The sequence below is a fragment of the Halohasta salina genome (assembly GCF_024178165.1).
GTDB classification, from domain to species: Archaea; Halobacteriota; Halobacteria; order Halobacteriales; family Haloferacaceae; genus Halohasta; species Halohasta salina.
In genome coordinates this window covers 364,438-389,035 of record NZ_JAMZIE010000003.1, presented here as the reverse complement: position 1 = coordinate 389,035, position 24,598 = coordinate 364,438, and the positions used below count along the sequence as shown (strand labels likewise).

Here is a 24,598-nt window from a genome sequence, read left to right as displayed (position 1 = left end):
TCAGTCGTCGATTGAGAGGTCGAGACCGTTATGCTGTCCGGATCCGGAGTCGAGAAAATAAAGTCCGGCTCGACATCGGTCGCCGTCGAGAGCGTTCCCGAGACAACCAGCTCGACATGGATCGCTCCCCCGATATCAGAGACAGTCGCATCGTTAAACGTCTTAAACGACTCCTCTCCGGATGCCCACGAGTGGGACCCCATGTCGGTCCCGTTGATTTTGAGCGTTGCACTTCCACCGTCGTCGTTTGACGACGAATATGCGGACATGTTGACCGACTCGACCGTATTGATATCTCCAGCGTCGAAGGTCGTCGTATATCCGAGATTGCTGTTAAGACTCTGACTGTAAGATTGGTTGAGTTGGGACCCTTCGACAGAGATCGACGCGTTTGTGGGCTGCGTTGTGCCTCCGACATCGACCGAGATATCTGTCGCACTGGTTAGTGTGCGTGAGTCGGTTTGCTGTCTGGATTTGGTCTTTCCAGCCAGCTCAACAGTAAAGTTAGAGACAGATGACTCGTCGTTGATCCGATAGTCGTAGCTGCTGCCGTCACTGGCTGGAGTAGCCGTTATCGACACGGTGCCGTTAGCCTCGGGCTGGGCTGCCGCTGCCGGACCAACGGCCGAGACCAGCAGCACAGCGACCGCCACCACGACCGCGATCCGGCGGGTCATAGTTACTCAGCCGCCTCCTGAGTGTCCGTTGCGTAGAGGTCTCGGTAGACCCACCAACGGGTCGCTTGCACGCCCGCGAACAGCGACATCACTGCCGCCGGGGCTGCTGCTCCAGCCCCGACCGACATCAGCGCAAACAGCAGTCCGAGCGCGGCCGTGTCCCGGAACTCGGCCCGATGCTCGCGCCGTTCGTCGAGTCGGATCTGCGGCCACGATCTCGACAGTCGGAGCGTTTTCACCGTCGGGGGTGTCTTCTCTGACATTCAGATCTCCTCCGGGTCGTTTGTCGCTCGCAGTACGAGCGCGATCGCGGTCACGAACACGAACGTGAACCCCGCTAACTGAGCGTCGAACGGGATGTAGCCGCCGATTCCCAGCAGCGATATCCCGCCATAGATCACGTGGCCCAACACGACCGGGAATCCGCCAAGAACTTCGTTGAGCCCAGCGCCCAGCTGCATCGCCTCGACGCCGAGGGCCGCACCGAGTCCGGCCAGTCCGACCGTGGCCCGACGAGTGTTCCGTGCGCCGGCCTGCACCGCTCCCGACGCCCGTCGACCGACGCCTGCGGCCAGTTCTTCGCGGTCCTCTGCCTCGCCCAACTCGTCGATCAGCCAGTAGACCAGCAGCAACGCTATCAACGCTGCCACCGGAATCCAGGGAGACGAGAGAGACCCGTCTATCATGGTCCCCTCTCTGCTGCTTCGGTTGCACGTCGATGCCAGTCTGTCTCGTTTCGTGTGTTGCGTTTCATAGTCTGTCTGTGTAGCTGTCGAGTATCCGGTAGCCCAGCTTGGCGAGGTAGATCCCGCCAGCCACAACCGCGATCGCCACGGCCGTTTCCTCGATCGACGACAGTGCGTCGACCTGCGGGATCACGGTGAACGCCGCGACCGATGCGGCCGTGAACAGCGTTCCCGCGCTCGACCAGAGCGCCGCGAGCAGCGCCGTTATCACCGTCGGATCGAATAGAAACACGCCGCCGAGACCACCGGTCAGCCACGCTACCGGGTTCTTGATGAGTCCTTTCCAGTTCATGATCTGAGTTCTCCCAGGATGGTTGCCAGCGGACCGCCGACGACCGGGATCGCTTCGAGCAGCGCCTGCGTTGCAGTGAGGATTGTTGGCCCGATGACGCGGAAGATCACGACGCCAGTGAACACCAGTGCTAACGCTGCCAGCGGGGCAACGAGTGGAGATCCGACTGATGGAATCAGTGCACGCAGCACTGCCGCGTAAGCCTCGAAGACCAACAGGATCATTGAGCCCGCTGTATCCCCAATGACGCCACCGATCACGACAGGCACATCAGCGATCCCCCATGTCTCGTTGGGAGCACCGAACTCCGCTGGCTTCGATCCGAGTATTAGCAACTGCATCGCCTCGAAGATCGGAGTCAGCACATCGCCGATGCCCGCCAGCAGGCTCCCGAAAATGAACCCACGAATGAACTTTCCCGGATTGCTGACGAACTCCAGCAGCGTCTCAAGCTGTCCGTCTGTCAGCAGTGATAGCAGTCCAGTGCTATCGTCATCACTCATCGAAAACCACCTGCTGGAATCCGATAACGACGATAGCAATGCTCATGAGGATCAGCACCAGCGAAACCGGGAGCGAAAACACTCCGAAATCCGCCGGCCCGAACGCTGCATCAGCCTGATTCACCAGTGTTGTCGACAACAGCGACACGCCGTCACTGATGCTCGACGAGATCCCGTCGAAGACACGTCCGATTCCCCGACCGATGCCGAGCGGAATGCCGGCCCCGCCGCGGAACCATTGGAGCGTCACCGCTCCGGTCACTGCACCAGCGAGATCGGCCCACTCGATTCGGTTTTGTGCGTTCAAAAACCGGTTGCGTAGCGTATCGCCGAGGCTACTCATACGGTCGACCACCTCCGGTTTGGGGGCGGGTCCGGCGCATTAGTCAGTCCTCTTGCTCTTCTTCTTCGACGCCGATTCCCGGCAGCGGCGGGTCGACGATGAATCCCGGTATCGGCACGTCGGTCGTGTCTTCGCGTTCGAGGAACTGGGCGATGATGTAGATCGTCGCCAGCACGATACCGACAGCGACGAGTAGCCCGAAGATTCCGAAATCCGAGACAGCCTCGGCGGTCGTCGACGCGCCGGACGTGACGATCCCGAACGGTTCGAGGAAGAACGCCGCGACCGATGCATTCGCCAGCTCGACCATCAGGTCGACCGGAACGAGCAGCAGTTGCAGGAGGCTCTGGAGACCGGTGACGCCAGCGGTGATCACCGCAAGCACCCAACTACCGAGTCCCTGTTTGGCGATGCTCGTCAGTCCCCGGCCGCGGGCTCGATCGAGCAGGTTCGACGCACTCGGAAGACCCGAACCGGAGGCGCTCATTAGTCACCTCCGAAGAGTCGCGAGCCGCCGAGCACGACTGTCGCCGCGCCGGTGATCTTGCCCCAGATCGTTCCGAAGAATCCGGAGATCGCTCCGAAGACCCCGCCACTACTGCCGGTCATGCCAACGATCCCTTCGGCAACGTTCTGCACTTCACTCGCTTCATCGCCAGTCACGAGCGTGACGCTCTTGTAGGCGATTTCTTGGCCGGGCTGAATCGTGTCGTCAAGCACGACATCCTCGCCGCTGGAGCCGATCTGGTCAAGCACGTCGACCCAGCCGCTCAGGTCGCTAAAGTTCGTGTCAGAGGCCCCTTCAAGGATGTCCACTGACTGGTAGCGGCTGTTCGGGATGTTCGACTCTTGTCGGAGTTCGGCGTTCGCGTAGCTCAGGTCATAGGCGTCCGGCAGTTCGATCCGGTACCGCGCGGTTTGCTTCTGGTCGAACGACGGGTATTCCGGAGCTTCGGAGAACGTGACGTTCACCTCGTTTGCATCCGCTTCCAGGTCGGCAGCGCGGAAGTCCATCGGGATGGTCAGATCGGAGATCGTCGCATCCTCGAATGCCGGTCCGAGCGTCGACATATCGTGGATCTGGATCTGGCCGCCGTCGTGATCCGTCACCGTCTCAGTGTCGAATTCGTCGCTGTTGTCGGGGTTTTGGATCCGCTCGTCACCCAGCGTCCACTCGCTGGATTTGTCCGCGTTCAGCGCCGAAACGTCGACCGTCGCGTCGCCGTCACTGATGACGACCTCGATCGACTGCACCTCACTCATCGAACCGTCACCAGAGCCGCTGACCGAGAGCTTCCCGATCTGTTCCTGGTCGACGACGCCTTCGCCGGTCGTTCCGTTCAGGATCGCCACGTAGTCGCCGTCAGCATCAACGGCTCGGATCTCAACAGTCGCACCGCTGTCGGCCGACACGTCAGCGATGGCCTGGAGGTAGCGTTTCTCCACGTCACTGTCAATCGAGACATCGGAGAACGACGCCACTGCCGTGTCACCGCTCGACTGACTGGATGTCGAGACTTCGAGCGACTCAACGCCGGGAGCCGTCGACGAGTCAGCGACCGTCATCGAGCCCGCCGATGCCGACGTGTCCGTCGACCATCGGCTTTCGTTGTGGACTGCCGAGACGTTGCCCTCCGAGTTCGGGAAGCCCGCCGCGTCGGCGAACTCGATATCAGAGGCAACGAAGTGATACGGGTTCACTTCGCCCGTGCCGAGATCGTCGACGTCGTCGGACTTGTCGACGACTGCCGGCAGTGTGGCGATCTCACCGCTGTCGTCTTCATACTGTCCCGGCTCCATTGCCGAACGGTCGAAGGCGTCGACCGTCACGTCCGCGCTGATGTAGGGATTCTGTGCTGCCGATGCGTCCGGGTTGATCTGTGTCGTCTGCTGCTGTGCCGCCACCGGTCCGACCGCCGCGGTCAGTACCATCGAGGCGACGAGGAACAGCGTTGCTACTTGTCTAATTCTCATGATGAAGGGTAGGGGTACGTGTCAGGAATGGAGTGTGGGGTTGCTGCGAGACGGTCGAGATCGTCGCCGACGCGATCGCGGTAGCGACCGATCCTGACGGTCGGGACGGGGCTCGTGTCTGAGTCTTCGCTGAAGCGGTCGTCTGGAACCATTGCCCTCAAAGGCTGGCCCCCCGGCGAGTTCCACGCATGCGGCCGACCAACTGCTGACCTACCTAAAATCAGGCCCGACGCTGTTACTCTTCTCCCACTCCGATGGGATTCAATGGGATTCGACGGTGCCGCGAGAACGTCTTAAGTGGGATACAATGGTATCGAATCATATGTCGACACAACAGAACCGATCGAGCGGCCGACGCGCGGCGAACCAAGAACTCCAGACGAGCGGCACCAGCGCTCGGGTGACGGTGCCGAAGTGGGCCATCGAACGCGACTTCGGAGACGTCGACCTTAGCGAGTTGGACGAACAACGGGTCGACTTCTCTTACCTCGGTCCCCGGTGCTACGTTGTGCGTCTGCCGGACGAGACTGGCGAGCTGCCGACGATCACCGAAGCCGCTGAAAACTCACTGGCTGGTGACGTGCTGAGTTCTGATTGATTTTTTCTGTTGTGATTCGCTGGCAACGCCAGTTAGAACAGGGCGGCGTAGGATAGAAGCACCAACCCGCCGATACCAATTCTGATGAAGTCTTGATCCGTCATGTGTCGGTCACCTCCTGTGCAAGAATACCACGGTAAACGATATAAATTTTGAGCCAATGGTGTTCTCTCTACAGAACCACAACAGATTCTATACTGTTTGGAAGTGATCGTACCGTCGCTCAGTCGTGAGCACTGTCGAGTGGCGTAGGCGGTTTCGAACGTCGTATATTGTGTTTCCCTCTTCGGCCCGGAGCATCCGCCATGCAACGCTGTGCCGGAGCGTGTGTGCCGTCACATTGTCTGCGTCGCCGCGGCCGTCGCTACGGTAGGGTCGTACTTTAGCCTCGGCAGCGAGCCGTTTCACGACTTCATTCAAACCCTTGCCAGTCATTCGGTCGCTCTTGCGGCTCGGAAACAGGGCACTACTATCGTCGTCACGGTTACTCAGGTAGGACCGAAGCGCCCGCTCGGTACGTAGCTCGCCACTGGGATCGAGATTAAACGTGACGGGGCTGGGCGTGTTGTCGTTTGGATAGTCTTTCTGTATCCCAGCTGGGATACGTAGCTCTCCGGCATCGAGATCGAGCATATCGCGGTTGACCGCCGACAGTTCGGCTCGTCGAAGGCCAGTGTCGTAAAGTATAGTCACGATTGCATCATCTCGCTGGCCGTAAGAGCCGTGGAAGGCTGCATCACGCATCGCCTCTACCTGCGATGGCTTGAGATAGTGAATGTTCGTTTCTGTCGAATCCGTTGTTTGTGGCATGGTGGGTATATAAAGAGACACAGTACCCAGCCACTTGAATGTTCGAGTCTATTAGTAGAGTCAAACATTCATGTTTTGATGGCGTTTCCATGGTTGCCGAAACTGAGCGACGAAAAACCAATCCCCGCTCGCGGCTGTCGCCTACGTAGAGGATAGCTAAAGGCTAAACGTATTCTTTTTGACCTCTCACAGTGATATGTAGGTGTGAAACGACAACGGCTGACTGCTGTCGCTATTGCTGCCTGTCTACTCTTAACGGGATGTGCTGGTGGTGCTCAGTTGGATCCGGTTGGTCCAGACGAGACAGAGCCACAGACTGGCGGCGTGTTGGGCGATCCACCGCCGCAGAACCCTTGGGAGACACAAAAAATCACTGTCAGCATCGTTGACCAGCCTAACGACAGAGACTACCAACCGCTCATTGAAGAATCGTTAGCCCGTTGGAATCGAGATCTCGAAACGGTAGGCTGGGACGGCCGGTTTGTCTATGATGCCACTGCCGATGACCCAGATGTCCCAGTCCACATCGTCGACGAAATTAATCAGTGCGGCAGTGAATTGTACTACGACACTGAGCAGCCTTTGCTAGGCTGCGCGCCGATCTACAACCAGACTGGCGAGGCCCTCGAACGGCCCGAACGAGTTGAGATTGTCACATCACTAAACGACTCCAGCACCATTGACGTCATTACACATGAAATCGGCCATACGCTTGGTTTGACACACAATGATACTGACAGCTGGCCGGTGATGAATAAAACCAGCACGGTGGCAACGACACTGCAACCGAACGCCACTGAGCGGGTCAATCCGTTTGAATCAGAGACGATCAGCGTCTACTACAACGAGAGCGAACACAGCCTCAACGACTACGAGCGCGGGGAGCTCGATGACGTCTGGAGCTACTATAACCGAGGCGAAAGTGAAATTGTACCGTCGAATGTCTCTTTTGAGAAAGTTACCGACGAATCAGAGGCCGATCTCGTAATTCAGATTGTCGACGAAGTCGAGTCGGGGGTATCGAGAGCCACATATGACGGATTCGATCCTGATGCTGATGATGCAGTCGAGACTTATTCAACAGTCAATATTGTCGTCCAATCAGACGTGAATCAAGATTACGTGGCGTGGCACGTCGGTCGTTGGACTACATATGTGTTTAGCTCGCAAGAAGAGGGTGTGCTGCCCGATGAGTTGACCAGCCGTGACCCAGAGACCCGGCAATGGTGGCCGTCGTAGCGCGGCAACGGTCGAACATCATAATCGGCACAGCCCGCGAGAAACAGTTTGATTTGGCCGTTGGAATCGTTCAATCTGCAACAACGTCGACGACAAGCTGAGCATGCTGGTTAAGATAAGAACGCAGTCACTACGTCGCCCTTACAGACCATGGACGCGATTCACCGGCCACCGTGCGAATTCTGGAAACTCGACACGATTAGATCACTCAGTCCATCCATCAGCTATTTAGAAAGATAATCTACAATTAGATACTCTATGTAATATTTTCGATAATCCTCTTTTGCATCATGCAATGTTAGCATACCTATCACGAATAGCACCTCCGCACTGAGTAGTATAGTTCCTGCTTGTATATCCAATCCTCCGATGTACGTTGAATAACCCCCAACTCCCGACCAGTATCCTACCGCCTGTCCAATGGCATATATCAAATAACAGCCCACTGCAAGCTGTGTCGCAAGGTATGTGCTCCTATAGAACGCATAAATTGCTTGGAAACTCTGTGACCGGACATTACCATGCTGATACAATTGCGACCGGACATATACATACAAGGCGCTTAGGTCTTTATCGCCAGCTGTGCGTCGATCATATGGCATCGCCAGTCCGGAATCAGCCTTTGCGGTCCCATAGAACCGATCTATCATTTCATCGCTCAAGATATCAATATCCTCATCCGTGATCGCATTAATGAATGTCTCCCGATTACTGGGGACATTGAAGATTTTGTCATATGATTCTGCCGCCGTGTGGAGTGCCCGGCCGACAACATAACCGCCTACTAATAACACCGCTGCCGTTGAGGCTGTTCCAAACGGTAGCGAAGTTGGTACCACTGGAATCAGAGTGATCAAAAAATAAGCACCCGGTAGGAGGACGCTGAAGAAGTCATACAAATCAAGTTGGGATTGTGCAATCGACGATACCTCGGACGACATACCCCCGTATTTTCGTGGCCGATACTTAAATTGATATAAGCGACGTTACATAAGACTCATTTGAGGTTAGTACAGTGTTCTACATATGGTAGAAGTGACGCCGGAGCCTTCAGACGAGCGAAAGTTCGCAACTAATCTGGGGTACGGCGTTACCATCATCGTCGCAGTCGTGCTCTTAGTAGCGATCACGGCTTTGTCTACCCCAGACAACGTGTCGTCGTTAGCTGAGATTGCTCCCATCATCCCACCAGTACTCGGTGCATTTGCCTATATCCTCTATCGGGGTATTAAGGACATCTGAACCGGAAGCCGATTTTCAGCGAAGCCTGTATACGTAGACGGCAGTAGCTGCAGACTTCGATATCGTTGACGCCTGTAGCATATTTGGCTACTCTATTTCTGTTTCGAGTACGTGTAGTGCAGCCCTTAGATCCCGCTTGGCCTGCTCTATGTCCGCGAATTCATCAGTTATCAACTCCACACGAGCGTCTTGGACGTACTCGGCCGCCCATGCTCGCACAGCATCTTCGCGGTCGTCGGTGGCGTCTTCGAGCGGTGTCCGTCCTTGAGCTTCGGACATTACCCCCACCCCCGCACTTGCCGGTCAGTGAAAGGTTCACAGTCGTGATTGTTGATCCGTTCTGGTTGTCTATCACTGTCAAGATCACTCACTGCTGCCCCTCGTGATCGAAACCACTTTTGCGCGATACCGGCTGAAGTCGTGGTCGCAATCATAGTTCTCCTAGCATTGCTTGCATCCGATTGTGACATTCGCTTCACTCCTGAAGCCCCCTAGTCGACCATTGCCCGGTCAGCCTCTTCTGAGGCGTAGGGGGGTTCTCAACGATGTCTGTCCACATCGTATAAAAATATTAGGCGCATACATCAGTTCTCTATGGCGTTGATTTCGTGGAAGATTCGAGAGAATCTGCCCGATTCGTTTCGTGCTTGTATAGAAATGCGAAGTCCGTGATGGTTATTTATGTTTCTACAAATGAATATCGCCCATGTTCTTAGAACACGGAAGAGAAATTGCGGGTGGAACCGTTGGCTGGTTCGTTCTGGCGATTGTTCTTCTTGAGATCGGTCAACTGTGGATGATTCAAGTGTGGTTCGCGATTACTGCCATTGCGGCAATCGGTACGTTTGCCAAACTCATTGGACTAGATATCTCTATTTGATACGCTAAACTTAGAGATAAATAGCCAGTTACGAACAACCTGTTCGTCGGGGCTGGTTCGTGAACAGCCTACTTGGTCGGCAACTCTACTTGTGGTGTGGTAGCCCTCTGGCGTCTGAAGAAGTGTGTATAACAGCGGTGGCTGTGGCGGTCTGGCTGGACTACTCGTAAACTTCGGAATAGGCATCTTCCAGTACCTCCAGAGTGTCCTCGATCTCTTCTCGTTCTGGTTTATACTCGTATAGGAGGTGATCGATCTCGCCAGCACTCGATTCATCGAGAACAGGTTTGCGTTCGTCGTCTTCGTCAAGGTATATTTCTAAGAAGAAGTATCGGATACCGTTATTCTTCACTTCATAGTCTACCTCTCCCGTGAAGGATTCATCATTAATGGTAAGTTCTGTCTCGACTCCAAAGACCCCGTTATCGCCTGTTAGTGGGTCGATTGAAACAGGTTCTACGCCTTTCTCTCGTAACCGATCTAAGAACTCCGCCAACTGTGGGTCGTCAATCTCCATACAATACTCTGCTCGCGGGTGGTTTATCAATGTATTTTATCTGTATCACTGATTGCTGTTTTTATGTTAGTTATGTCGATATTGTCGAATAAAACTACTATATTCCGTCTGTAGGTTGCTCGCTGGGCAATGTAACCACGCTCCTCGCCGTAGCAGCTGCCGCATAGGTCCTCGGCTCCGATCCGATGGGTTGGTCGTTTGAGTGACGACCCACAACCGTCGCAGCCTCCCCAACTTCCGGGTTCGTGATGTTCTACGTCTCCAGGTCTTTCAGGCACGCTGAACCACCCCTGGTAGGCGAGCAATTATATCGGTGGACAATCCACCGCCTGATGATGCCCCCGAAAAGTATGCTCGACGAGAGTAAGTACAGCTGTCCAAACTGCGGATGCCAGGAAACCTACGTCCACAAAAAGAACGACCGGTTTCTTTGTGCGGAGTGTGATTTTTCGGCACCCATCGGGCAGATCGTAGACAGGTAACGTCTCCGGGTAGGTCACTCATCGGCTCTCAACCTCTGGTAGGCCGTCGATGTTGCCCATCAGTACTTGCTGTTCTTGCACACTGTCGAGATCGCGCTCGCCGCACATCACCCGCTGGAGTTCTGCCAGCTCGTCGAGGACGGTGTGGGCCTGCTCCAGAACCTCGCCGTCAAGATCGTTCATCATCACGGCGAGTTTGACTTCGAGGTTAGTGACTCGCTCAAACTGCTCTGGCGTCGGTTCGCCACGCTCATCCCACTCGTACCGGTAGCGGATGTCGGGGTCTTCTCCGACTTGTTCGATACGTACAGCTGGCTCAGGTACGCTGACCCGCTCGAACGTGACCATATCGCTGTCTCCACTGTACTCGTCTACTCGTCCGGGTAAAGCATCATCTGATTCTGACATTAGTGGTCCTCCTATCGCTCTCCGTCGACTTCGACTACCCCGCGACAGTCCGGGCAGTAGTTCTTAACCTCGTTGCCATCATGCCGATGTAGCCAACCGATCTCAGCCGGACACGACGCGCCACGCGCCTTCAGATCAGCCGTCGCATCGCAGTTCACACACTGGATCGGCCGGTAATGCTCGTCTCGCGTCAGCCCTTCGGGATTCCTCATTGCTTGTCCTCCATGTCGACGCCGCCGTCAGTCACACACTCCGGTTCGTCAGGTAGCAACCGCTCTTTCGCTCGCTGGGCTCGTTTGAACGCTTCTTCGCTACCACCAGCATCCGGATGCACTTCTCGGGCTTTCTCTCGGAACGCCGATTCTACCGCTGCCGGCGTTGCATCCCGGTCGACGTCGAGCACGATGTGAGCCGGTGGGTCGGCTGTTGTCGCCTCTTCGTCACCGCTCGGCAGCCGTGCCGTAGCGAACTCGCTATCGCCTGTTTCGACGGGCCGGTTCGACCGCATCCGCGTCTCGTTGATCCACTTGTAGCAGTACCGCACGTTGTCCCGGAGCTTTGGCGAGGCGTCACAGGCCACTGCGTACTGTTCGCCGTCTTTCGTCCAGTACAGCACGAACCCCGGATCGTCTGGGTTCGCGCTGTGTTTCGGCATTCCGGACGGTTTTGTGTGAGGCCCACCGGATCCAGTCGACGCCCGCCACTCGTCGACGTCCATCCGATCCATCTCCGTAGCGATGTCGCGCGTCGTGTCGGCGATCGTCGCCTCGAACGACCGGTTCGGTTCGCGGTCGACCGCATCAGTTCGTTCGAAGGCAACTGGCCAGTCGATGTTAGTCATCTGCCGGCTCACCTCCCGCAGTCGCTGCCGATGCGTCCGCAGACGCGTCGACGCCCACGACCTTGCACGGTCGCGTTTTGATGTGCTGTTTGTGGCGGGCCACTCGGCCGCAGCGGCGACAGCCGAACTTCGTGCCGACCGTGAGTCCATCTTTGAAATCTACGATGTCGTGATGCCCTGTCGACCGGTCGTAGTGCTCGCCCGGCTCTTGATGCACGACCACTTTCGAGCCCCTGACAGTCACGTATCCGGCACTTTCGAGCGGTGCGATCGCCACCTTCTTCGCCGCCTCTTTCTTGATCTGGAGGTCTTGGGCGATCAGCGACAGCGCGGACTGTTCATCAATCTCGGCCTCGATCCCGACGAACTCCACCAACTCGTCGTAGGCATCGAGTGCCTTCGCCGGCACGTCGACGTCGTCTTTTCGACTGCCTTCGCCGCCGTACGTCTGCCGGAGCGCCGTCCGAATCGCGTCTGACTGCGAGTCGGCATCATCCAGCGCCGCCACAATCTCCGGATCGGTGACCCGAACAGTGAACCGCTTTGAGCCGCCATCGGCCCGGATCCCGTCGCCGCGGTCGACGGTGCCGGCCTCGCGCGTGTGTGCGCCCCCATCGCGCGCCGCTTTATGATCGCGTAGACAGGCGCTCGCACCTGACGGAGAGGGATGTGGCGACACGGGGGAGGGGTGTCTGACAGACGCCGATTCGACCGTTTCAGCACCCAATACGGTTGTGAGTGCGTTTTTAGTTTGTCTGACAGCGCTTCGTGCTGTCTGACGAAGGGAGTTCCAGTTGATCCACTCGAAACAAGGGTTCGTCATTGTCGCACCTCCGGTCCGCCGTCGGTAGCGACTGGATCGCGATCTCCAGCCATCGCGGACTCGATGTGAGTGTCAGCCGACGCCATCCCAACATCGCTGACATCGAAAACCTCGATCGACGAACCGCGGATGTCGGGATCGTTGAACAGCGTCGCCTTCAGGATCGTGCAGAGATGGGCACAGGGTTTGTCGGCGTCGTTGTACTTGCGAGCGGGGCACCGATCGTCTTCGTGCCTCAGTTCGCACTCTCCGATGAGTGCGCCGTGATCTCGGTGCAGCGTGACTTCGTGGCAGTCTTCCGAATCCGGCAGTGTGACCAGCCACGTGTCCCACGCTATCCGCTCGATCAGTGCCTCCGTGGGGTCGGCTCGCTGCCAGCTGGCCGTCGACTCCCGGCGCTCCTGAGCGAAGTCGAGCGGGTTCATGGCCGGCAGTCCCCTTTATCACGTGCTGGGCACTGGTCGTCGTCTGTGATCCGACCGCCGCAGAAGTCGCAGATCGGCCGAATAGACTCTCTATCCGGCAGGTCCGCGGTTTCTGCAGCGCGACTCATCGGCCACCCCCACGGCAGAGCCGTCTGTAATAAGGGGTTGCTACCGTTGTACGATTCCGCTTATAAGGTGATGGGTTTGGGCAGATTTGAACTGCCGGCCTCCTCCATGTCAAGGAGGTGTCATAACCAGACTAGACCACAAACCCGGTCCGGTTGTGCTTTCGAACGCATCCTATCGTATCCGGGGGACGTAATTGAACGTTTCGAATCTCCGCTCCGGTTGGCGATTTCTCTCATAGTACGATTGTGCTTCTTATACCGGAGAAATCGTGTTTTTTGAGACGTAGAAAGCCCCCATGCTCCGGGAAGGCGGCCGACGCAAGGCGCGAGGCGCTGCGCGCCTCGGCCCACGCGAACGGTGCAGCCGTGAGCAGACACCGCAGCGGAGTGAGGAGCGCAGCGAGGTCGTTCGAGAGAGCAAAGCGTCTCGTGATGACGAGACGCCTTCGGCATCTCGAACCACCCTCGACCGGAGCCTGTCGGGGTTTTTTCTAGTGTTTTGCAGTCGACAGCCCACTGCTACGCAGCCAGCTACCATGCAAAATGCTATCACGCCTTGATCGTTCGTATGGGCGACAACGTTTTACCAATGTACAGAGTTGTACATTACAAGACGAACTCATACACTGGTGACTAACAATGCAGGATTATATTCGGCGAGTGACCGAGGGCGAGGATTTGACACAGGACGAGGCACGCGAGGCGGCCAGCCTCGTGTTCGAAGACGCCACCGAGGCCCAGATCGGCGCGCTGCTGTCGGGGCTCCGGGCCAAAGGCGAGACCGAAACCGAGATCGCGGGGTTCGCACAGGGGATGCGTGATGCGGCCCGGACGATCGAACCCGACCGCACGCCGCTGGTCGACACCTGTGGCACCGGCGGCGACGACTACGACACGATCAACGTCTCGACGACCAGCGCGATCGTCGCCGCGGGCGCGGGCGTCCCCATCGCCAAACACGGCAACTACTCGGTGTCCTCCTCCTCCGGGAGCGCGGACGTCCTCGAAGTCGCCGGTGTCACGGTCGACGCCGAACCGCCAGCCGTCGAATCGGCCATCGAGACCGACGGCATCGGCTTCATGCTCGCGCCCGTCTTCCACCCCGCGATGAAAGCCGTCATCGGCCCGCGCAAGGAGCTGGGGATGCGCACCATCTTCAACGTCCTCGGCCCGCTGACGAACCCCGCCGCGGCCGACGCCCAACTGCTCGGCGTCTACGACCCCGACCTCGTGCCCGTGATCGCCCGCGCGCTCACCCAGATGCCCGTCGACCGCGCGCTTGTCGTCCACGGCTCGGGGATGGACGAGATCGGCCTCCACGACGAAACCACGGTCGCCGAAGTAGCGGGCGACTCCATCGAGGAGTTCACGCTCACGCCCGAGGATCTCGGCCTCGATTCGGCACCCATCGCCGACGTGGCGGGCGGCACACCGGAAGAAAACGCCGCCGATCTCGAAGCCATCCTCACTGGCGAGGAACAGGGAGCCAAACGCGACCTCATCCTCGCCAACGCGGGCGCGGCGATCTACGTGGCGGGCGAAGCCGACTCACTCACAGACGGCGTCGAAGCCGCCGCCAAGGCGATCGACGACGGCGGGGCCGAAGCCAAGCTGGAGGCCCTGCGCGAGACCGCCGAAGCCGACGTGGAGGCCTAATGGCGCGCGTCAAGATCTGTGGTTTCACCGACTCCGCCGACCTCCGGGCGGCCATCGAGGCCGGAGCCGACGCCGTGGGGATCATCTCAGCGGTCTCGGTCGACACACCCCGCGAGGTCGATCGCGGCACCGCCGCCGAACTCGTCGCCGAAGTCCCACCGTTTGTCACCGCGACGCTCGTGACGATGCCCGAGGACGCCGACCACGCGGTCGACCTCATCCGCGCGATCCGTCCCGACGCGATTCAGCTCCACGGGGAGTTCGACGCCGACGACATCGGCTACATCCGTGCCGAAACCGGGATCAAAGTGATCCCGGCGATCGACCACACGGACACCGAGCGCGCCCACGAACTCGACGCCGCGGCCGACGCGATTCTCGTCGACTCGACGAGCAAGGAGGGCGCTGGCGGCACCGGCGAGACCCACGACTGGGAGGCCACCGGCACCCTCGCCGAAACACTCACCTCGCCGGTCATCCTCGCTGGAGGCCTCACGCCGGACAACGTCGCCGAAGCGGTGCGGACGGCCGCGCCGTTCGCGGTCGACGTGGCCTCGGGTGTCGAACGCGATCCCGGCCGGAAGGACCACACCGCCCTCGCCACGTTCGTCCAGAACGCGGGCCGCGAACTGGAGGTGCCGGTATGAGCACCGCAACCGACCGGATCAGCCTCGACCGCGAGCGGGGGGCGTTCGTCGACCTCGTCGGCGAACATGAGGAACCAGTCGTCGCCCGCCTGGCGGTGACGCTGGATGTCGACACCTCGCCACTGGCGGCCTACGCCGCGCTGGCCGACCGGAGTCCCTACAATTTCCTCTTGGAAAGCGCCGACAAGACCGCCTCCTCGGACCCTGACGGAGCCTTCGCGCCCAACACCGACGCCGAGCGCCACGCCCGCTACTCCTTCGTGGGGTACGATCCCGAGGCCATCGTCTCGGTGTACCCCGACCGCACCGAGGTCGACCACCTCGGTCCGGCAGCGGACTTACTGGTCGACGCGTACGCGGGCGAGGCCGAAACCCAAGGGGATGTCTTGGACCGCCTCCGCCGCGGCTTGCCTGCCATTGACCGCGTCGGCTTCCCCGAGACGGATCGTCGACAACTCTCCGGGGGACTCGTCGGCTTCCTCGCCCACGAGACCGTCTACGACCTCGTGCTCGAAGACGTCGGGCTCGACCGCCCCGACTCAGGCCTACCCGATGCCCAGTTCGCGCTGACGACCCGGACGGTCGTCTTCGACGACGCTGAAGGAACGGTTCAACTGGTGTTCACGCCCGTCATCGCGCCCGACGACGATCCCGGCGAGACCTACGACGCACTGCGGGAAGAGGCAGTCGACATTGCCGAAACGCTCGCGGCAGCGACCGACCCTGAGCCGGGCGGCTTCTCGCGTACCGGCGAGACCGCAGGCCCACAAGACGAGTACGAAGCGGCCGTCAGAACGGCCAAACAGCACGTCCTCGACGGCGACATCTATCAGGGCGTCATTTCCCGTCGCCGCCAGCTCACCGGCGAGGTCGACCCGATCGGTCTCTACAAAGCACTGCGGGAGATCAACCCCTCGCCGTACATGTATCTCATGTCTCACGACGACTTGTCGATCGTCGGGGCAAGTCCCGAGACCCTCGTCTCCGTGCAGGGGCGAGAAATCGTCTCGAACCCGATTGCGGGCACCTGCTCGCGGGGGACCAGTCCCGTCGAGGATCGCCGCCTTGCGGGGGAGATGCTGGCCGACGGCAAGGAGCGGGCCGAACACACGATGCTCGTCGACCTCGCGCGCAACGACGTCCGGCGGGTCTCCGAACCCGGCAGCGTCACCGTCGAGGAGTTCATGAGCGTCCTCAAATACAGCCACGTCCAGCACATCGAGTCGACCGTCACGGGCCGCATGGCCGAAGAGTACGACGCCTTCGATGCCGCCCGGGTGACGTTCCCCGCCGGGACGCTGACCGGCGCGCCGAAGGTTCGCGCGATGGAGATCATCGACGACCTCGAACTGACGCCACGGGGCGTCTACGGCGGCGGCGTCGGCTACTTCTCGTGGAGCGGCGACGCCGAGTTGGCCATCGTGATCCGCACCGCGACTATCGACCACAGCGGCGACGCCGACGAGATCACCGTCCAAGCGGGGGCCGGATTGGTCGCCGACAGCGACCCGACCTCCGAATACGAGGAGACCGAACAGAAGATGGACGGCGTGTTGGCTGCGATCGACCGGATCGAGGAGGGTGAGCAATGAACGTCCTGTTCGTCGACAACTACGATTCGTTCACCTACAACCTCGTCGAGTACGTCTCCGAGACTCGCGTGCCCGACGGCGACGGCGGCATCCAGCCCATCGACGTGACGGTGCTCAAAAACGACGCCTCACTCGATGAGATCCGCGCCGCGGAGCCGGATGCGATCCTCATCAGTCCGGGGCCGGGCCACCCCAAGAACGCCCGTGACGTGGGCGTGACGATGGACGTCCTCCGGGAGATCAGCCCCGAGGTGCCGACGCTGGGGGTCTGTCTCGGGCTCGAAGCGGCGGTCTACGAGTACGGCGGCAGCGTGGGCCACGCGCCGGAACCGATCCACGGCAAGGCCTACCCGATGGATCACGACGAACGGGGCGTCTTCGCGGGCCTCGATCAGGGGTTTCAGGCCGGTCGCTACCACTCACTGATCGCAACCGAGGTCCCCGACTGCTTCGAGATCTCGGCCACAACCGACCACGACGGCGCGGAACTCGTGATGGGCGTCCGCCACCGCGAGCACCCCATCGAGTGCGTCCAGTTCCACCCCGAGAGCGTGCTGACGGCCGTGGGTCACGACCTGATCCACAACTTCCTGACGGGGGCGGCCGCGTCGACCCCGGAGACCGAGGCTCCCGAATCGGCCTGACGGCCGCCCGGTGGAAAACGAGCGCCGAACCGAGTTAGATCACGCCGAACTGCGTGAGAACGAGCGCTGCACCGACGACGACGACGCCGATAGTGACCAGCCGCCAGGCGATTTTGAGCACGACACGACCGACAATCATCACGACCAACATCCCGATCAGGACGACCAGTAGCTGGCCGAGCTCCGTGCCGAGCAGCCCGGCCTGTGCGAGGAGGGTGAGGAATCCGTCGACTGACATACTCGGTTCCTGCGGACGGGCAGGAATAAACGTATGGGTAGCTGACGTATCGTCGACATTACTTTCACCGTTCGTGATAGTCTGAAATCTCCAGTCGACACGGGCCTCGCGCCGGCTGTCGACCGTTCGGCTCCGTTCTACTTTCACTGCGGTTCGGATATGCTTATGTCTCGGGCGTGCGTGTCGACGATACCCGATCGGACCCGGTGTTCCCGGGCCGTCGGCTGTGACGCAGTGTCCCGTCAGCGACAGCGCTGGCGAGTCCAACAAGAGTTTCGCTACCGCAATCAAAGCTGTTATGAGGATACCCTTGGTACAACTGTTCCGTCCCAAATGACCGTACACTTGATGAGTACATCGACCGTAAACCCCGTCCAGCACGTCGCAGACGCCCCGGAGTGGTCCCGATGAGTAACGCGGATCTCTCCGCCGACGAGCTCGAACTACCGATCAAGCGAACCGAGGGCGAAACCCTCGAAGATCGGCTCACCGCCAACGCCTACAACAACATCCTCCCCGCCCGGTATCTCCGCAAGGATGCCGACGGCAACGTCAACGAGAGCCAAGAGGAGCTGTTCGAACGCGTCGCCCAGAACGTCGCTCTCGCCGAAGCCGTCTTCGAGGCCGACAAGCAGGACACCGAGATCACGGTCTCCCCCGACCAGATCAAGCCCGACCACCCACGCCGCGACGAACTCGCCGCCGAGGTATTCGGTAAGGGTACGACCGCCGACGACGACGCCGAGACGACGCTCTCGGTGTACAACGTCAACAAGTTCGCCTACGAGACGGTCGTCCCCGAACTCCCCGCCGAGATCAAGAGTCACGTCGAAGACGTCGCCGACGAGTTCGAAGAGCTGATGACCCAGCTGTCCTTCATGCCGAACTCGCCGACGCTGATGAACGCCGGCGACGAACTCCAGCAGCTGTCGGCCTGTTTCGTCGACTCCCCCGGCGACGACATCACCGACATCCACCAGACCGCAAAGGAGGCCGCCGAGGTCTTCCAGTCCGGCGGTGGCATGGGCTACGCGTTCTGGAAGCTCCGCCCCTATGGCGACTCTGTGGGGTCGACTGGCGGCATCGCCTCCGGGCCGATCACGTTCATGCGGACCTACGACCAGATGTGTGAGACCATCGCCCAGGGAGGGGCCCGCCGCGGGGCCCAGATGGGCGTCATGCGCGTTTCGCACCCCGACGTCATCCAGTTCATCCACGCCAAGAACAAGGACGTCTCGCTGGCCCACTCGCTGCGCCTGAACGATCCCGACGACTTCACGCACAACTCCTTTGCCGACGCCCTCGAAGAAGCCCGCGAGCTGATCGACGAGGACGGCAAGGTCCCCAAACACCTCCGGAACGCCGTCGAGGGCCACCTCTCGAACTTCAACATCTCGGTCGGCGTCACCGACGACTTCATGGAGGCGCTGTACAACGACGAGGAGTTCACCTTCACCAATCCCCGAACCGAAGAACCGCACATCGCCACCCCCGAGACGAAGGAACTGTACGAACTCCACGGTCTCGGCGAGTACGTCGAGGTCGGCGAAGAGCTGTCGATCCCCGCCGAGGAACTCTGGACCCACATCGTCAACGGGGCCCACGAGAACGGCGAACCGGGGATCATCTACCTCGAACGCGTCAACAAGGAACACTCCTTCGACGTCGAGAAACACCCGGACCACGAGATCCTCGCGACCAACCCCTGCGGCGAGCAGCCACTCGAAGAGTACGAGGCCTGTAACCTCGGCCACATCAACCTCTCGACGCTGGCCGACAAGGATGCGCCCGACTGGCGTGTCTGGTACGACAACCACGGCGACGAGTTCGACTCGATCGAGGCGGCCGCCGAGGCGTTCATGCAGGAGGCCGTCGACATGGAGGCCTTCGAGCGCCGGATCGAATCCGGGACCCGCTTCCTCGAAAACGTCGTCACGATGTCGGACTTCCCCGTAGAGAAGATCGAACAGACCGTCCGCGACATGCGGAAGATCGGCCTCGGCATCATGGGGCTGGCCCAACTCTACATCCAGATCGGGGTCCGCTACGGCTCCGAGGAGGGCAACGCCATCGCCGAGCAGCTGATGACCCACATCAACCACGAGTCGAAGTGGGCCTCCCACGAACTCGCCACGGAGCGCGGTACGTTCAACGATTGGGACGAATCGAAGTACGCCAACCCCACCGAGTACCGCGAGTGGTTCGAACACCACACCGGTCTCGACGCCGACGAGTGGGCCGACGGCTTCGAGATCCGCAACCACAACACGACGACGATCGCACCGACCGGCACCACCTCGATGATCGGCAACACCACCGGCGGCTGTGAGCCGATCTACAACGTCGCCTACTACAAGAACGTCTCCGACGACGTCCAAGGCGACGAGATGCTCGTCGAGTTCGACGACTACTTCCTCCGCGTGCTGGAGGAGAACGACATCGACATCGACGCGGTCAAAGCCGAAGCCCAAGCACAGATGGCGAACAACGAGTTCGACGGCGTCGACGGCCTCGAGACCGTCCCGAAAGCCATCGGCGAACTGTTCGTCGTTACCTCCGATCTCTCTGGCAAGGAACACGCCGGCGTCCAGTGTGCCTGCCAGACGGGCGTCGACTCGGCGATCTCGAAGACCTGCAACTTCCCGAACTCCGCGTCCGTCGAGGACATGGACGAGGTCTACCGCTACATCTACGACAACGGCGGCAAGGGCGTCACCGTCTACCGCGACGGCACCCGCTCGAAGCAGGTCCTGACCACCCGCGCCCAGAACACCGAGTTCGCCGACGACGGCGAGGCAGCCGAGCAGATCACCGCCCAGATCGAGGAGGTCTTCGGCGGCATCGAGGGCTTCCTCGACAACGAGGAAGTCCGCGCCCAGCTCGGCGCGGAACTCGACGAACTGTTCACCCAGCCCGAGACGACGAGCCAAGAGGGTCTCGGCAAGAAGCGCCCGCGTCCGGACGTGCTGTACGGTGTGACCCAGCGCGTCGACACCGGCTACGGCAAGGTGTACGTCAACATCAACGAGGACGAACGCGGCGAGCCGTTCGAACTCTTTGCGAATATCGGCAACTCCGGCGGTTTCACCGCCTCCTTCACCGAGGCGCTGGCGAAGACGATCTCGACGGCGCTTCGCTCGGGCGTCGACCCCGAGGAGATCGCCAACGAACTCAACGGGATTCGATCCCCGAAGGTCGCCTGGGACAAAGGCGAACAGATCAACTCCATTCCGGACGCGATCGGGACTGCGCTTCGACGCTATCTCGACGGCGAGATCGAGGAGCCATATCCCAAACAGCAGAACCTCTCGGAGCTGAGCGGCGAGCCGGCGAGCCACGAGACCGACGGCGGCGCCGTCTCCGACGACACGACGGCCAACGGCGCGACGCCCGGTCCCGCAACCGAGTCGACGGAGTCGCCCGACGCCGCCGAGACCAGCGACGCGACCGACAAGCTACTCGCGGAGGGTGAATCCCCCGAATGCCCCGAGTGTGGCAGCATGTCGCTGTACTTCTCGGAAGGCTGCAAGACCTGCGAGTCCTGCGGCTGGTCGGAGTGCTAACTCGGCGACCCGGCTGAAAAATCCGTTTTAGGCGGTTACCATCCACGTCGTCCCCGAGGAGTAACCCCACTTCTCGATGGTGAGGTCGACCTCGCTTTCGACCAGCGGCGGCATGTTCGTCCCGACTTCTTTGGCGCTCATGCCGAGTTCGTCGGCGATGAGTCGGGATTTGAAGTAGGTCTGGTTGTCGACCTGCTCGCGGAGGTAGGCCAGAATGCGCCGCTGTTTCTCGGTGAGGTCGGCCTCAAAGTCCGTGGGGAGGGCGGTCGACTGTAGGTCGGCTACCTGTGTGGTGCTCATACCCGAACAGTGCGGGTATCGGCTAATATGGCGTTTGGTACGACCGGTTAACACGCCGCTGTCGGGCGATTTTGTGGCGTCGACCGCCCCCGACTCCCCGTGGGCCCCCGGCGACAGGTACGGTTGCCTAACACGCACCTGCCATTTTAATACAGCGGACCGGAAGGTGGAGATATGCACGCGAAAAGCGAGACCTACGGGCGACTGGTCGACAGCGGCGTCGTCGCGGTCCTCCGCGGGGCGGATCCGGACACGTTGATCGAGATCACCGACGCCCTTCTCGAAGGCGGCGTCACGGGAATCGAACTCACCGCCGACAACCCCGACGTCACCGAGATGCTGGAAGCACTCACCGGCTCCTTCGACGACGAGATCATCATCGGTACCGGGACGGTCCTCGACGCCGCGACCGCTCGGATGACGATGCTCGCGGGCGCGGAGTTCGTCGTCAGCCCGAGCCTCCACGAGGACGTCATCGACATCTGCAACCGCTACGGGACGCTGGTCGCACCGGGGGTTATGACGCCGACCGAGGCCATCCGCGGCTACGAGATGGGAGCCGATCTCGTCAAGGTGTTCCCGGCCTCCTCGCTCGGGCCGGGCCATCTCAGTGCGATCAAGGGCCCCTACGAACAGATCCCGCTGATGCCGACCGGCGGCGTCGACCTCGACAACGCGGCCGCCTACATTGAGGCTGGCGCGGAATGCGTGGGCGCGGGCAGCGCCTTGGTCGACTACGCGGCCGCCGAGCGCGGCGACTTCGAGGCGATCACCGAACGGGCACGGGAGTTCACGAGCGTCATCGACGAGGCCCGCGACGCTTAACCCACCCGTCTACCGCCCGGTTTCACGACCGTCGTCAGAACCCGCATCAGGATCGGCACCGTCCGGGGACTCGTCGGCGGCTCGCTCGTTGTTTGCGGGTGGCTCGCCAGTTGGCTCGACGTTGTCGAAGAAAAACGAGCGGCCGCGCCGCTGACGGCGGCGCTCGGCGAGGGCGGTTCGGAGCCGGTCGGTCAGGTCGGCTCGGAGTCGGTCGGCATCGCGCTGGTCGATGTCGACGGCGGCGGCGTCGGTGCCGAGGATCGACAGCGAGCCCGCCGTATCGGCAGTGACCGTCGCCACCGACCACCGGCGCTGGAAGATCGTCCGGGTGTCGATCACCGTCTGAATCCGGTAGTAGGCGACCCGCTTGGTTTCGCGGGACCAGAAGCCATTGCGGGTAACCAGATGATCCTCTCCGAGCCGGTAGCCGCGGTGGACCCACTTGTAGTGGGCCGCCAGCGGGGTCGACAGCGCCGCGATCGCAAGGAGGGGCCACGGCACCGCGTCAGGCGAGGCGAACAGCACCGCCCCGCCGTAGAGGAGGCCGACGATCACGCCGAGTCCGAGGAGGTACCGAACCAGATACCGCCGACGGATGCGTTTCGGCGGCCGCTCGAAGCGGCCGGCGTCGCAGGCCTCGATCTCGTCGGCCAGTCGGTCGATCCGACCGCGGCCGGCAATGGGGACGGCGGCCTCACTCCCCCGGCTGCCACTCTGGCCGGGAGCGTAGCCGGCGGTCTCGACGACCAGCGTGGCGTACCCCGCCCGCCGTTTCAGCGGGTTATCGGTGATCGTGATCGCCTGAATCTTGTCGAAGGGGATGGTGCCGCTGTAGCGCTGCAACAGCCCGCGTTCGTACCGGAGTTCGTCGGCCGAGCGGGTGAGCCGGAACCCCCAATAATTGACGACCGCCGAGAGCGCACCGACGACCCAGGCCAACACGACGCCAGCAGCCACCAGCAGCGCCAGCAGGCCGACCAGCACCAGCGGCGGGGCATCGATCGGGATCAGCGGCGAGACGAACGGGACCGACCCCGTCGACAGCGCGAGAATAGCCCCCGGAACCCGAGGATCAAAGGAGAGGATCCCCGCCAGCGCCAACTCCGAGGGGGCGATCTCGAACAACACCTCCTCTTCCTCGTCGATGGCCTCGCGGTCGACGCTCGTGCCGGCGGCGGTCGACGACCCCTCGGCCGCCGTCGTCTCCCCCGTCCCCGCGTCGGCCGCACCGGTGTCGGCGTTGCCGGTCGGCGACTCGCCGCGTTTGGCCCGGCGGATGTCCAACTGAAGCCGCTCGGCCTCGAAGGGGGTGACGTACTGCAGGGCGGCCTCGGTCGACCCCCCGCCGGCGGTCTCGATGCTGACCGCGGCGAGGCCGACCAGCCGCTGGAAGACGTTTCGGCTGGAGTCGACGTTCTGGATCCGGCCGTAGGGAATCTCCCGCTCGCGGCGGTTGAACACCCCCGACCGGATGTCGAGGGTGTCCTCGGTGAGTTCGTACTCGAAGCGGCGGTAGTAGGCGACCTCGTAGCCCAGCGTGAGGAGGAATCCGCCGGCGATGACCGCCCCCAGCGCGGGGAGCCCGAGGCCGGCGGTCCCGATCGATGCGATGAACACCGCCGAGATGGCGATCGTCGACGTCTTCTGGAGGGCGCGGTAGGGGATCGACGTCGAAGCCAGTTTCACACGGCATCCTCCCCGTCGGTGTCGATCACCAGCCGCTTGAGCCGGGTCCGCAACCCGTCGGCATCCCCCGGCGTCAGTCCCGGAATCGTCACGTCAGCGCCGCGGGAACCCGCGGTGTAGACGACCGTCCGGGCGAGGCCGACCAGCCGCTCGAAGGCCGACCGCCGGGAGTCGACGTGCTGGATCCGGACCAGCGGTACCTCCGTCCTGACCTCGGTGAGCACGCCGCGTTCGAGATAGATCGCGTCCTCCCGAACCACGTACCGCCAGTTGCGGTACCGCAGGATCGCGTGGACGACCCCGACGACGACGACCACCAGCGCCAGCCCGAGCGGGAGCCGGGGCGAGACCTCGAAAAAGACCGCCAGCCCGACGCCGACCGCGCCAACGACGGCCGCCAGCGCCACCGCCCGAAAGATCCAAACGAGCCTGATCCGAGGGTGGAGCCTGTTCATCGTGCCGCCTCCGGCCGTCGGGAACGCTCACACATGTCTCGCCGTACTCGTGGCGGCCGTATAA

At 61.1% G+C, this 24,598-nt stretch carries 30 protein-coding genes and 1 tRNA gene; 11 read left to right on the top strand and 20 right to left on the bottom strand.

What is annotated here, in order from left to right; genetic code table 11:
* Positions 1–30: 30 nt before the first annotated feature.
* Positions 31–345, top strand: a complete 315-nt coding sequence (locus NKJ34_RS09200; protein ID WP_253737997.1) for a hypothetical protein — start codon at positions 31–33, stop codon at positions 343–345.
* Positions 346–679: 334 nt separating this feature from the next.
* Here NKJ34_RS09200 and NKJ34_RS09195 read toward each other — a convergent pair whose 3' ends face one another.
* The 7 genes from NKJ34_RS09195 to NKJ34_RS09165 all read right to left on the bottom strand — a co-directional run bounded on the left by NKJ34_RS09195 (position 680) and on the right by NKJ34_RS09165 (position 4,535).
* Complete coding sequence (locus tag NKJ34_RS09195; RefSeq protein ID WP_253737996.1) at positions 680–940, bottom strand: hypothetical protein; 261 nt, start codon at positions 938–940, stop codon at positions 680–682.
* Positions 941–1,327 (bottom strand): hypothetical protein, encoded by a 387-nt coding sequence (locus NKJ34_RS09190; protein ID WP_253737995.1) that lies wholly within the window; start codon positions 1,325–1,327, stop codon positions 941–943.
* A gap of 100 nt (positions 1,328–1,427) precedes the next feature.
* On the bottom strand, positions 1,428–1,715 hold the full coding sequence (locus NKJ34_RS09185) for a hypothetical protein (protein WP_253737994.1): 288 nt from the start codon (positions 1,713–1,715) through the stop codon (positions 1,428–1,430).
* Positions 1,712–2,218 carry a hypothetical protein gene (locus NKJ34_RS09180; RefSeq protein WP_253737993.1) on the bottom strand — a complete coding sequence of 169 codons (507 nt, stop codon included), beginning with the start codon at positions 2,216–2,218 and terminating at the stop codon, positions 1,712–1,714. Before NKJ34_RS09180 ends, NKJ34_RS09185 begins: the two co-directional genes overlap by 4 nt.
* The gene (locus tag NKJ34_RS09175; RefSeq protein ID WP_253737992.1) at positions 2,211–2,561 is read right to left on the bottom strand and encodes a hypothetical protein; all 351 of its coding nucleotides are present in this window, start codon (positions 2,559–2,561) and stop codon (positions 2,211–2,213) included. Before NKJ34_RS09175 ends, NKJ34_RS09180 begins: the two co-directional genes overlap by 8 nt.
* A 43-nt stretch (positions 2,562–2,604) precedes the next feature.
* Positions 2,605–3,048, bottom strand: a complete 444-nt coding sequence (locus NKJ34_RS09170) for a hypothetical protein (protein ID WP_253737991.1) — start codon at positions 3,046–3,048, stop codon at positions 2,605–2,607.
* Positions 3,048–4,535, bottom strand: coding sequence for a hypothetical protein (locus NKJ34_RS09165; protein WP_253737990.1), 1,488 nt, complete (start codon positions 4,533–4,535; stop codon positions 3,048–3,050). Before NKJ34_RS09165 ends, NKJ34_RS09170 begins: the two co-directional genes overlap by 1 nt.
* A gap of 322 nt (positions 4,536–4,857) precedes the next feature.
* Here NKJ34_RS09165 and NKJ34_RS09160 point away from each other — a divergent pair, with 322 nt between their 5' ends.
* Positions 4,858–5,133, top strand: a complete 276-nt coding sequence (locus tag NKJ34_RS09160) for a hypothetical protein (protein WP_253737989.1) — start codon at positions 4,858–4,860, stop codon at positions 5,131–5,133.
* Between the two features lie 192 nt (positions 5,134–5,325).
* Here the strand turns inward: NKJ34_RS09160 and NKJ34_RS09155 are convergent, their stop codons facing one another.
* Positions 5,326–5,943: a tyrosine-type recombinase/integrase gene (locus tag NKJ34_RS09155; RefSeq protein ID WP_256488676.1), complete on the bottom strand. Its 618-nt coding sequence runs from the start codon at positions 5,941–5,943 to the stop codon at positions 5,326–5,328.
* A 204-nt stretch (positions 5,944–6,147) separates the two neighbouring features.
* On the opposite strand from NKJ34_RS09155, the gene NKJ34_RS09150 reads away from it, so the two are divergent.
* Positions 6,148–7,182 carry a matrixin family metalloprotease gene (locus NKJ34_RS09150; RefSeq protein ID WP_253737987.1) on the top strand — a complete coding sequence of 345 codons (1,035 nt, stop codon included), beginning with the start codon at positions 6,148–6,150 and terminating at the stop codon, positions 7,180–7,182.
* Positions 7,183–7,406: 224 nt separating this feature from the next.
* Here the strand turns inward: NKJ34_RS09150 and NKJ34_RS09145 are convergent, their stop codons facing one another.
* A complete protein-coding gene (locus tag NKJ34_RS09145; RefSeq protein WP_253737986.1) occupies positions 7,407–8,123 on the bottom strand; it encodes a hypothetical protein in 717 nt (238 codons plus the stop codon).
* An 85-nt stretch (positions 8,124–8,208) separates the two neighbouring features.
* Between NKJ34_RS09145 and NKJ34_RS09140 the strand changes: the two genes are divergently transcribed.
* Positions 8,209–8,424: a hypothetical protein gene (locus NKJ34_RS09140; protein ID WP_253737985.1), complete on the top strand. Its 216-nt coding sequence runs from the start codon at positions 8,209–8,211 to the stop codon at positions 8,422–8,424.
* 87 nt (positions 8,425–8,511) lie between these two features.
* Here NKJ34_RS09140 and NKJ34_RS09135 read toward each other — a convergent pair whose 3' ends face one another.
* Positions 8,512–8,703: a hypothetical protein gene (locus tag NKJ34_RS09135; RefSeq protein ID WP_253737984.1), complete on the bottom strand. Its 192-nt coding sequence runs from the start codon at positions 8,701–8,703 to the stop codon at positions 8,512–8,514.
* A gap of 427 nt (positions 8,704–9,130) precedes the next feature.
* Between NKJ34_RS09135 and NKJ34_RS09130 the strand changes: the two genes are divergently transcribed.
* Positions 9,131–9,304 (top strand): hypothetical protein, encoded by a 174-nt coding sequence (locus NKJ34_RS09130; protein ID WP_253737983.1) that lies wholly within the window; start codon positions 9,131–9,133, stop codon positions 9,302–9,304.
* A 160-nt stretch (positions 9,305–9,464) separates the two neighbouring features.
* Here NKJ34_RS09130 and NKJ34_RS09125 read toward each other — a convergent pair whose 3' ends face one another.
* The 6 genes from NKJ34_RS09125 to NKJ34_RS09100 form a co-directional block, all read right to left on the bottom strand.
* The gene (locus tag NKJ34_RS09125; protein ID WP_253737982.1) at positions 9,465–9,821 is read right to left on the bottom strand and encodes a hypothetical protein; all 357 of its coding nucleotides are present in this window, start codon (positions 9,819–9,821) and stop codon (positions 9,465–9,467) included.
* Between the two features lie 500 nt (positions 9,822–10,321).
* Entirely contained in the window at positions 10,322–10,711 is a 390-nt protein-coding gene (locus NKJ34_RS09120) for a hypothetical protein (RefSeq protein WP_253737981.1), read from the bottom strand.
* Between the two features lie 208 nt (positions 10,712–10,919).
* A complete protein-coding gene (locus tag NKJ34_RS09115) occupies positions 10,920–11,552 on the bottom strand; it encodes a J domain-containing protein (RefSeq protein WP_253737980.1) in 633 nt (210 codons plus the stop codon).
* Entirely contained in the window at positions 11,545–12,231 is a 687-nt protein-coding gene (locus NKJ34_RS09110; protein ID WP_253737979.1) for a hypothetical protein, read from the bottom strand. Before NKJ34_RS09110 ends, NKJ34_RS09115 begins: the two co-directional genes overlap by 8 nt.
* Positions 12,232–12,371: 140 nt before the next feature.
* Complete coding sequence (locus NKJ34_RS09105; RefSeq protein ID WP_253737978.1) at positions 12,372–12,800, bottom strand: hypothetical protein; 429 nt, start codon at positions 12,798–12,800, stop codon at positions 12,372–12,374.
* Between the two features lie 199 nt (positions 12,801–12,999).
* Positions 13,000–13,074 (bottom strand) — tRNA-Val (locus NKJ34_RS09100).
* A 493-nt stretch (positions 13,075–13,567) separates the two neighbouring features.
* Between NKJ34_RS09100 and trpD the strand changes: the two genes are divergently transcribed.
* From trpD to trpG, 4 genes are read left to right on the top strand one after another with little or no spacing between them, the layout of a single operon-like run.
* On the top strand, positions 13,568–14,584 hold the full coding sequence (gene trpD, locus NKJ34_RS09095; RefSeq protein ID WP_253737977.1) for an anthranilate phosphoribosyltransferase: 1,017 nt from the start codon (positions 13,568–13,570) through the stop codon (positions 14,582–14,584).
* Positions 14,584–15,231 (top strand): phosphoribosylanthranilate isomerase, encoded by a 648-nt coding sequence (locus NKJ34_RS09090; RefSeq protein ID WP_253737976.1) that lies wholly within the window; start codon positions 14,584–14,586, stop codon positions 15,229–15,231. Before trpD ends, NKJ34_RS09090 begins: the two co-directional genes overlap by 1 nt.
* Positions 15,228–16,823: an anthranilate synthase component I gene (gene trpE, locus NKJ34_RS09085; protein ID WP_253737975.1), complete on the top strand. Its 1,596-nt coding sequence runs from the start codon at positions 15,228–15,230 to the stop codon at positions 16,821–16,823. Before NKJ34_RS09090 ends, trpE begins: the two co-directional genes overlap by 4 nt.
* Positions 16,820–17,467: an anthranilate synthase component II gene (trpG, locus tag NKJ34_RS09080; RefSeq protein WP_253737974.1), complete on the top strand. Its 648-nt coding sequence runs from the start codon at positions 16,820–16,822 to the stop codon at positions 17,465–17,467. Before trpE ends, trpG begins: the two co-directional genes overlap by 4 nt.
* A gap of 34 nt (positions 17,468–17,501) precedes the next feature.
* Here the strand turns inward: trpG and NKJ34_RS09075 are convergent, their stop codons facing one another.
* Complete coding sequence (locus tag NKJ34_RS09075; protein WP_253737973.1) at positions 17,502–17,705, bottom strand: DUF8029 family protein; 204 nt, start codon at positions 17,703–17,705, stop codon at positions 17,502–17,504.
* Positions 17,706–18,112: 407 nt separating this feature from the next.
* On the opposite strand from NKJ34_RS09075, the gene NKJ34_RS09070 reads away from it, so the two are divergent.
* A complete protein-coding gene (locus tag NKJ34_RS09070; protein ID WP_253737972.1) occupies positions 18,113–21,268 on the top strand; it encodes an adenosylcobalamin-dependent ribonucleoside-diphosphate reductase in 3,156 nt (1,051 codons plus the stop codon).
* A 27-nt stretch (positions 21,269–21,295) separates the two neighbouring features.
* Here the strand turns inward: NKJ34_RS09070 and NKJ34_RS09065 are convergent, their stop codons facing one another.
* Positions 21,296–21,568: a DUF7123 family protein gene (locus NKJ34_RS09065; protein ID WP_253737971.1), complete on the bottom strand. Its 273-nt coding sequence runs from the start codon at positions 21,566–21,568 to the stop codon at positions 21,296–21,298.
* 174 nt (positions 21,569–21,742) lie between these two features.
* Between NKJ34_RS09065 and NKJ34_RS09060 the strand changes: the two genes are divergently transcribed.
* Positions 21,743–22,393 (top strand): bifunctional 4-hydroxy-2-oxoglutarate aldolase/2-dehydro-3-deoxy-phosphogluconate aldolase, encoded by a 651-nt coding sequence (locus tag NKJ34_RS09060; protein WP_253737970.1) that lies wholly within the window; start codon positions 21,743–21,745, stop codon positions 22,391–22,393.
* Positions 22,394–22,402: 9 nt separating this feature from the next.
* On the opposite strand, the gene NKJ34_RS09055 is transcribed toward NKJ34_RS09060, so the two are convergent.
* Together NKJ34_RS09055 and NKJ34_RS09050 are read right to left on the bottom strand one after the other, a co-directional pair.
* The gene (locus NKJ34_RS09055) at positions 22,403–24,079 is read right to left on the bottom strand and encodes a PH domain-containing protein (RefSeq protein ID WP_253737969.1); all 1,677 of its coding nucleotides are present in this window, start codon (positions 24,077–24,079) and stop codon (positions 22,403–22,405) included.
* On the bottom strand, positions 24,076–24,534 hold the full coding sequence (locus NKJ34_RS09050; RefSeq protein ID WP_253737968.1) for a PH domain-containing protein: 459 nt from the start codon (positions 24,532–24,534) through the stop codon (positions 24,076–24,078). Before NKJ34_RS09050 ends, NKJ34_RS09055 begins: the two co-directional genes overlap by 4 nt.
* Positions 24,535–24,598 lie beyond the last annotated feature (64 nt).

Bases quoted from the DNA above. Each gene is read 5' to 3' on its own strand.
- NKJ34_RS09200 (WP_253737997.1), top strand. From the start codon at position 31: ATGCTGTCCGGATCCGGAGTCGAGAAAATAAAGTCCGGCTCGACATCG.
- NKJ34_RS09195 (WP_253737996.1), bottom strand. From the start codon at position 940: ATGTCAGAGAAGACACCCCCGACGGTGAAAACGCTCCGACTGTCGAGA.
- NKJ34_RS09185 (WP_253737994.1), bottom strand. From the start codon at position 1,715: ATGAACTGGAAAGGACTCATCAAGAACCCGGTAGCGTGGCTGACCGGT.
- NKJ34_RS09180 (WP_253737993.1), bottom strand. From the start codon at position 2,218: ATGAGTGATGACGATAGCACTGGACTGCTATCACTGCTGACAGACGGA.
- NKJ34_RS09175 (WP_253737992.1), bottom strand. From the start codon at position 2,561: ATGAGTAGCCTCGGCGATACGCTACGCAACCGGTTTTTGAACGCACAA.
- NKJ34_RS09170 (WP_253737991.1), bottom strand. From the start codon at position 3,048: ATGAGCGCCTCCGGTTCGGGTCTTCCGAGTGCGTCGAACCTGCTCGAT.
- NKJ34_RS09165 (WP_253737990.1), bottom strand. From the start codon at position 4,535: ATGAGAATTAGACAAGTAGCAACGCTGTTCCTCGTCGCCTCGATGGTA.
- NKJ34_RS09160 (WP_253737989.1), top strand. From the start codon at position 4,858: ATGTCGACACAACAGAACCGATCGAGCGGCCGACGCGCGGCGAACCAA.
- NKJ34_RS09155 (WP_256488676.1), bottom strand. From the start codon at position 5,943: ATGCCACAAACAACGGATTCGACAGAAACGAACATTCACTATCTCAAG.
- NKJ34_RS09145 (WP_253737986.1), bottom strand. From the start codon at position 8,123: ATGTCGTCCGAGGTATCGTCGATTGCACAATCCCAACTTGATTTGTAT.
- NKJ34_RS09140 (WP_253737985.1), top strand. From the start codon at position 8,209: ATGGTAGAAGTGACGCCGGAGCCTTCAGACGAGCGAAAGTTCGCAACT.
- NKJ34_RS09135 (WP_253737984.1), bottom strand. From the start codon at position 8,703: ATGTCCGAAGCTCAAGGACGGACACCGCTCGAAGACGCCACCGACGAC.
- NKJ34_RS09130 (WP_253737983.1), top strand. From the start codon at position 9,131: ATGTTCTTAGAACACGGAAGAGAAATTGCGGGTGGAACCGTTGGCTGG.
- NKJ34_RS09125 (WP_253737982.1), bottom strand. From the start codon at position 9,821: ATGGAGATTGACGACCCACAGTTGGCGGAGTTCTTAGATCGGTTACGA.
- NKJ34_RS09120 (WP_253737981.1), bottom strand. From the start codon at position 10,711: ATGTCAGAATCAGATGATGCTTTACCCGGACGAGTAGACGAGTACAGT.
- NKJ34_RS09115 (WP_253737980.1), bottom strand. From the start codon at position 11,552: ATGACTAACATCGACTGGCCAGTTGCCTTCGAACGAACTGATGCGGTC.
- NKJ34_RS09105 (WP_253737978.1), bottom strand. From the start codon at position 12,800: ATGAACCCGCTCGACTTCGCTCAGGAGCGCCGGGAGTCGACGGCCAGC.
- trpD (WP_253737977.1), top strand. From the start codon at position 13,568: ATGCAGGATTATATTCGGCGAGTGACCGAGGGCGAGGATTTGACACAG.
- NKJ34_RS09090 (WP_253737976.1), top strand. From the start codon at position 14,584: ATGGCGCGCGTCAAGATCTGTGGTTTCACCGACTCCGCCGACCTCCGG.
- trpE (WP_253737975.1), top strand. From the start codon at position 15,228: ATGAGCACCGCAACCGACCGGATCAGCCTCGACCGCGAGCGGGGGGCG.
- trpG (WP_253737974.1), top strand. From the start codon at position 16,820: ATGAACGTCCTGTTCGTCGACAACTACGATTCGTTCACCTACAACCTC.
- NKJ34_RS09075 (WP_253737973.1), bottom strand. From the start codon at position 17,705: ATGTCAGTCGACGGATTCCTCACCCTCCTCGCACAGGCCGGGCTGCTC.
- NKJ34_RS09070 (WP_253737972.1), top strand. From the start codon at position 18,113: ATGAGTAACGCGGATCTCTCCGCCGACGAGCTCGAACTACCGATCAAG.
- NKJ34_RS09065 (WP_253737971.1), bottom strand. From the start codon at position 21,568: ATGAGCACCACACAGGTAGCCGACCTACAGTCGACCGCCCTCCCCACG.
- NKJ34_RS09060 (WP_253737970.1), top strand. From the start codon at position 21,743: ATGCACGCGAAAAGCGAGACCTACGGGCGACTGGTCGACAGCGGCGTC.
- NKJ34_RS09050 (WP_253737968.1), bottom strand. From the start codon at position 24,534: ATGAACAGGCTCCACCCTCGGATCAGGCTCGTTTGGATCTTTCGGGCG.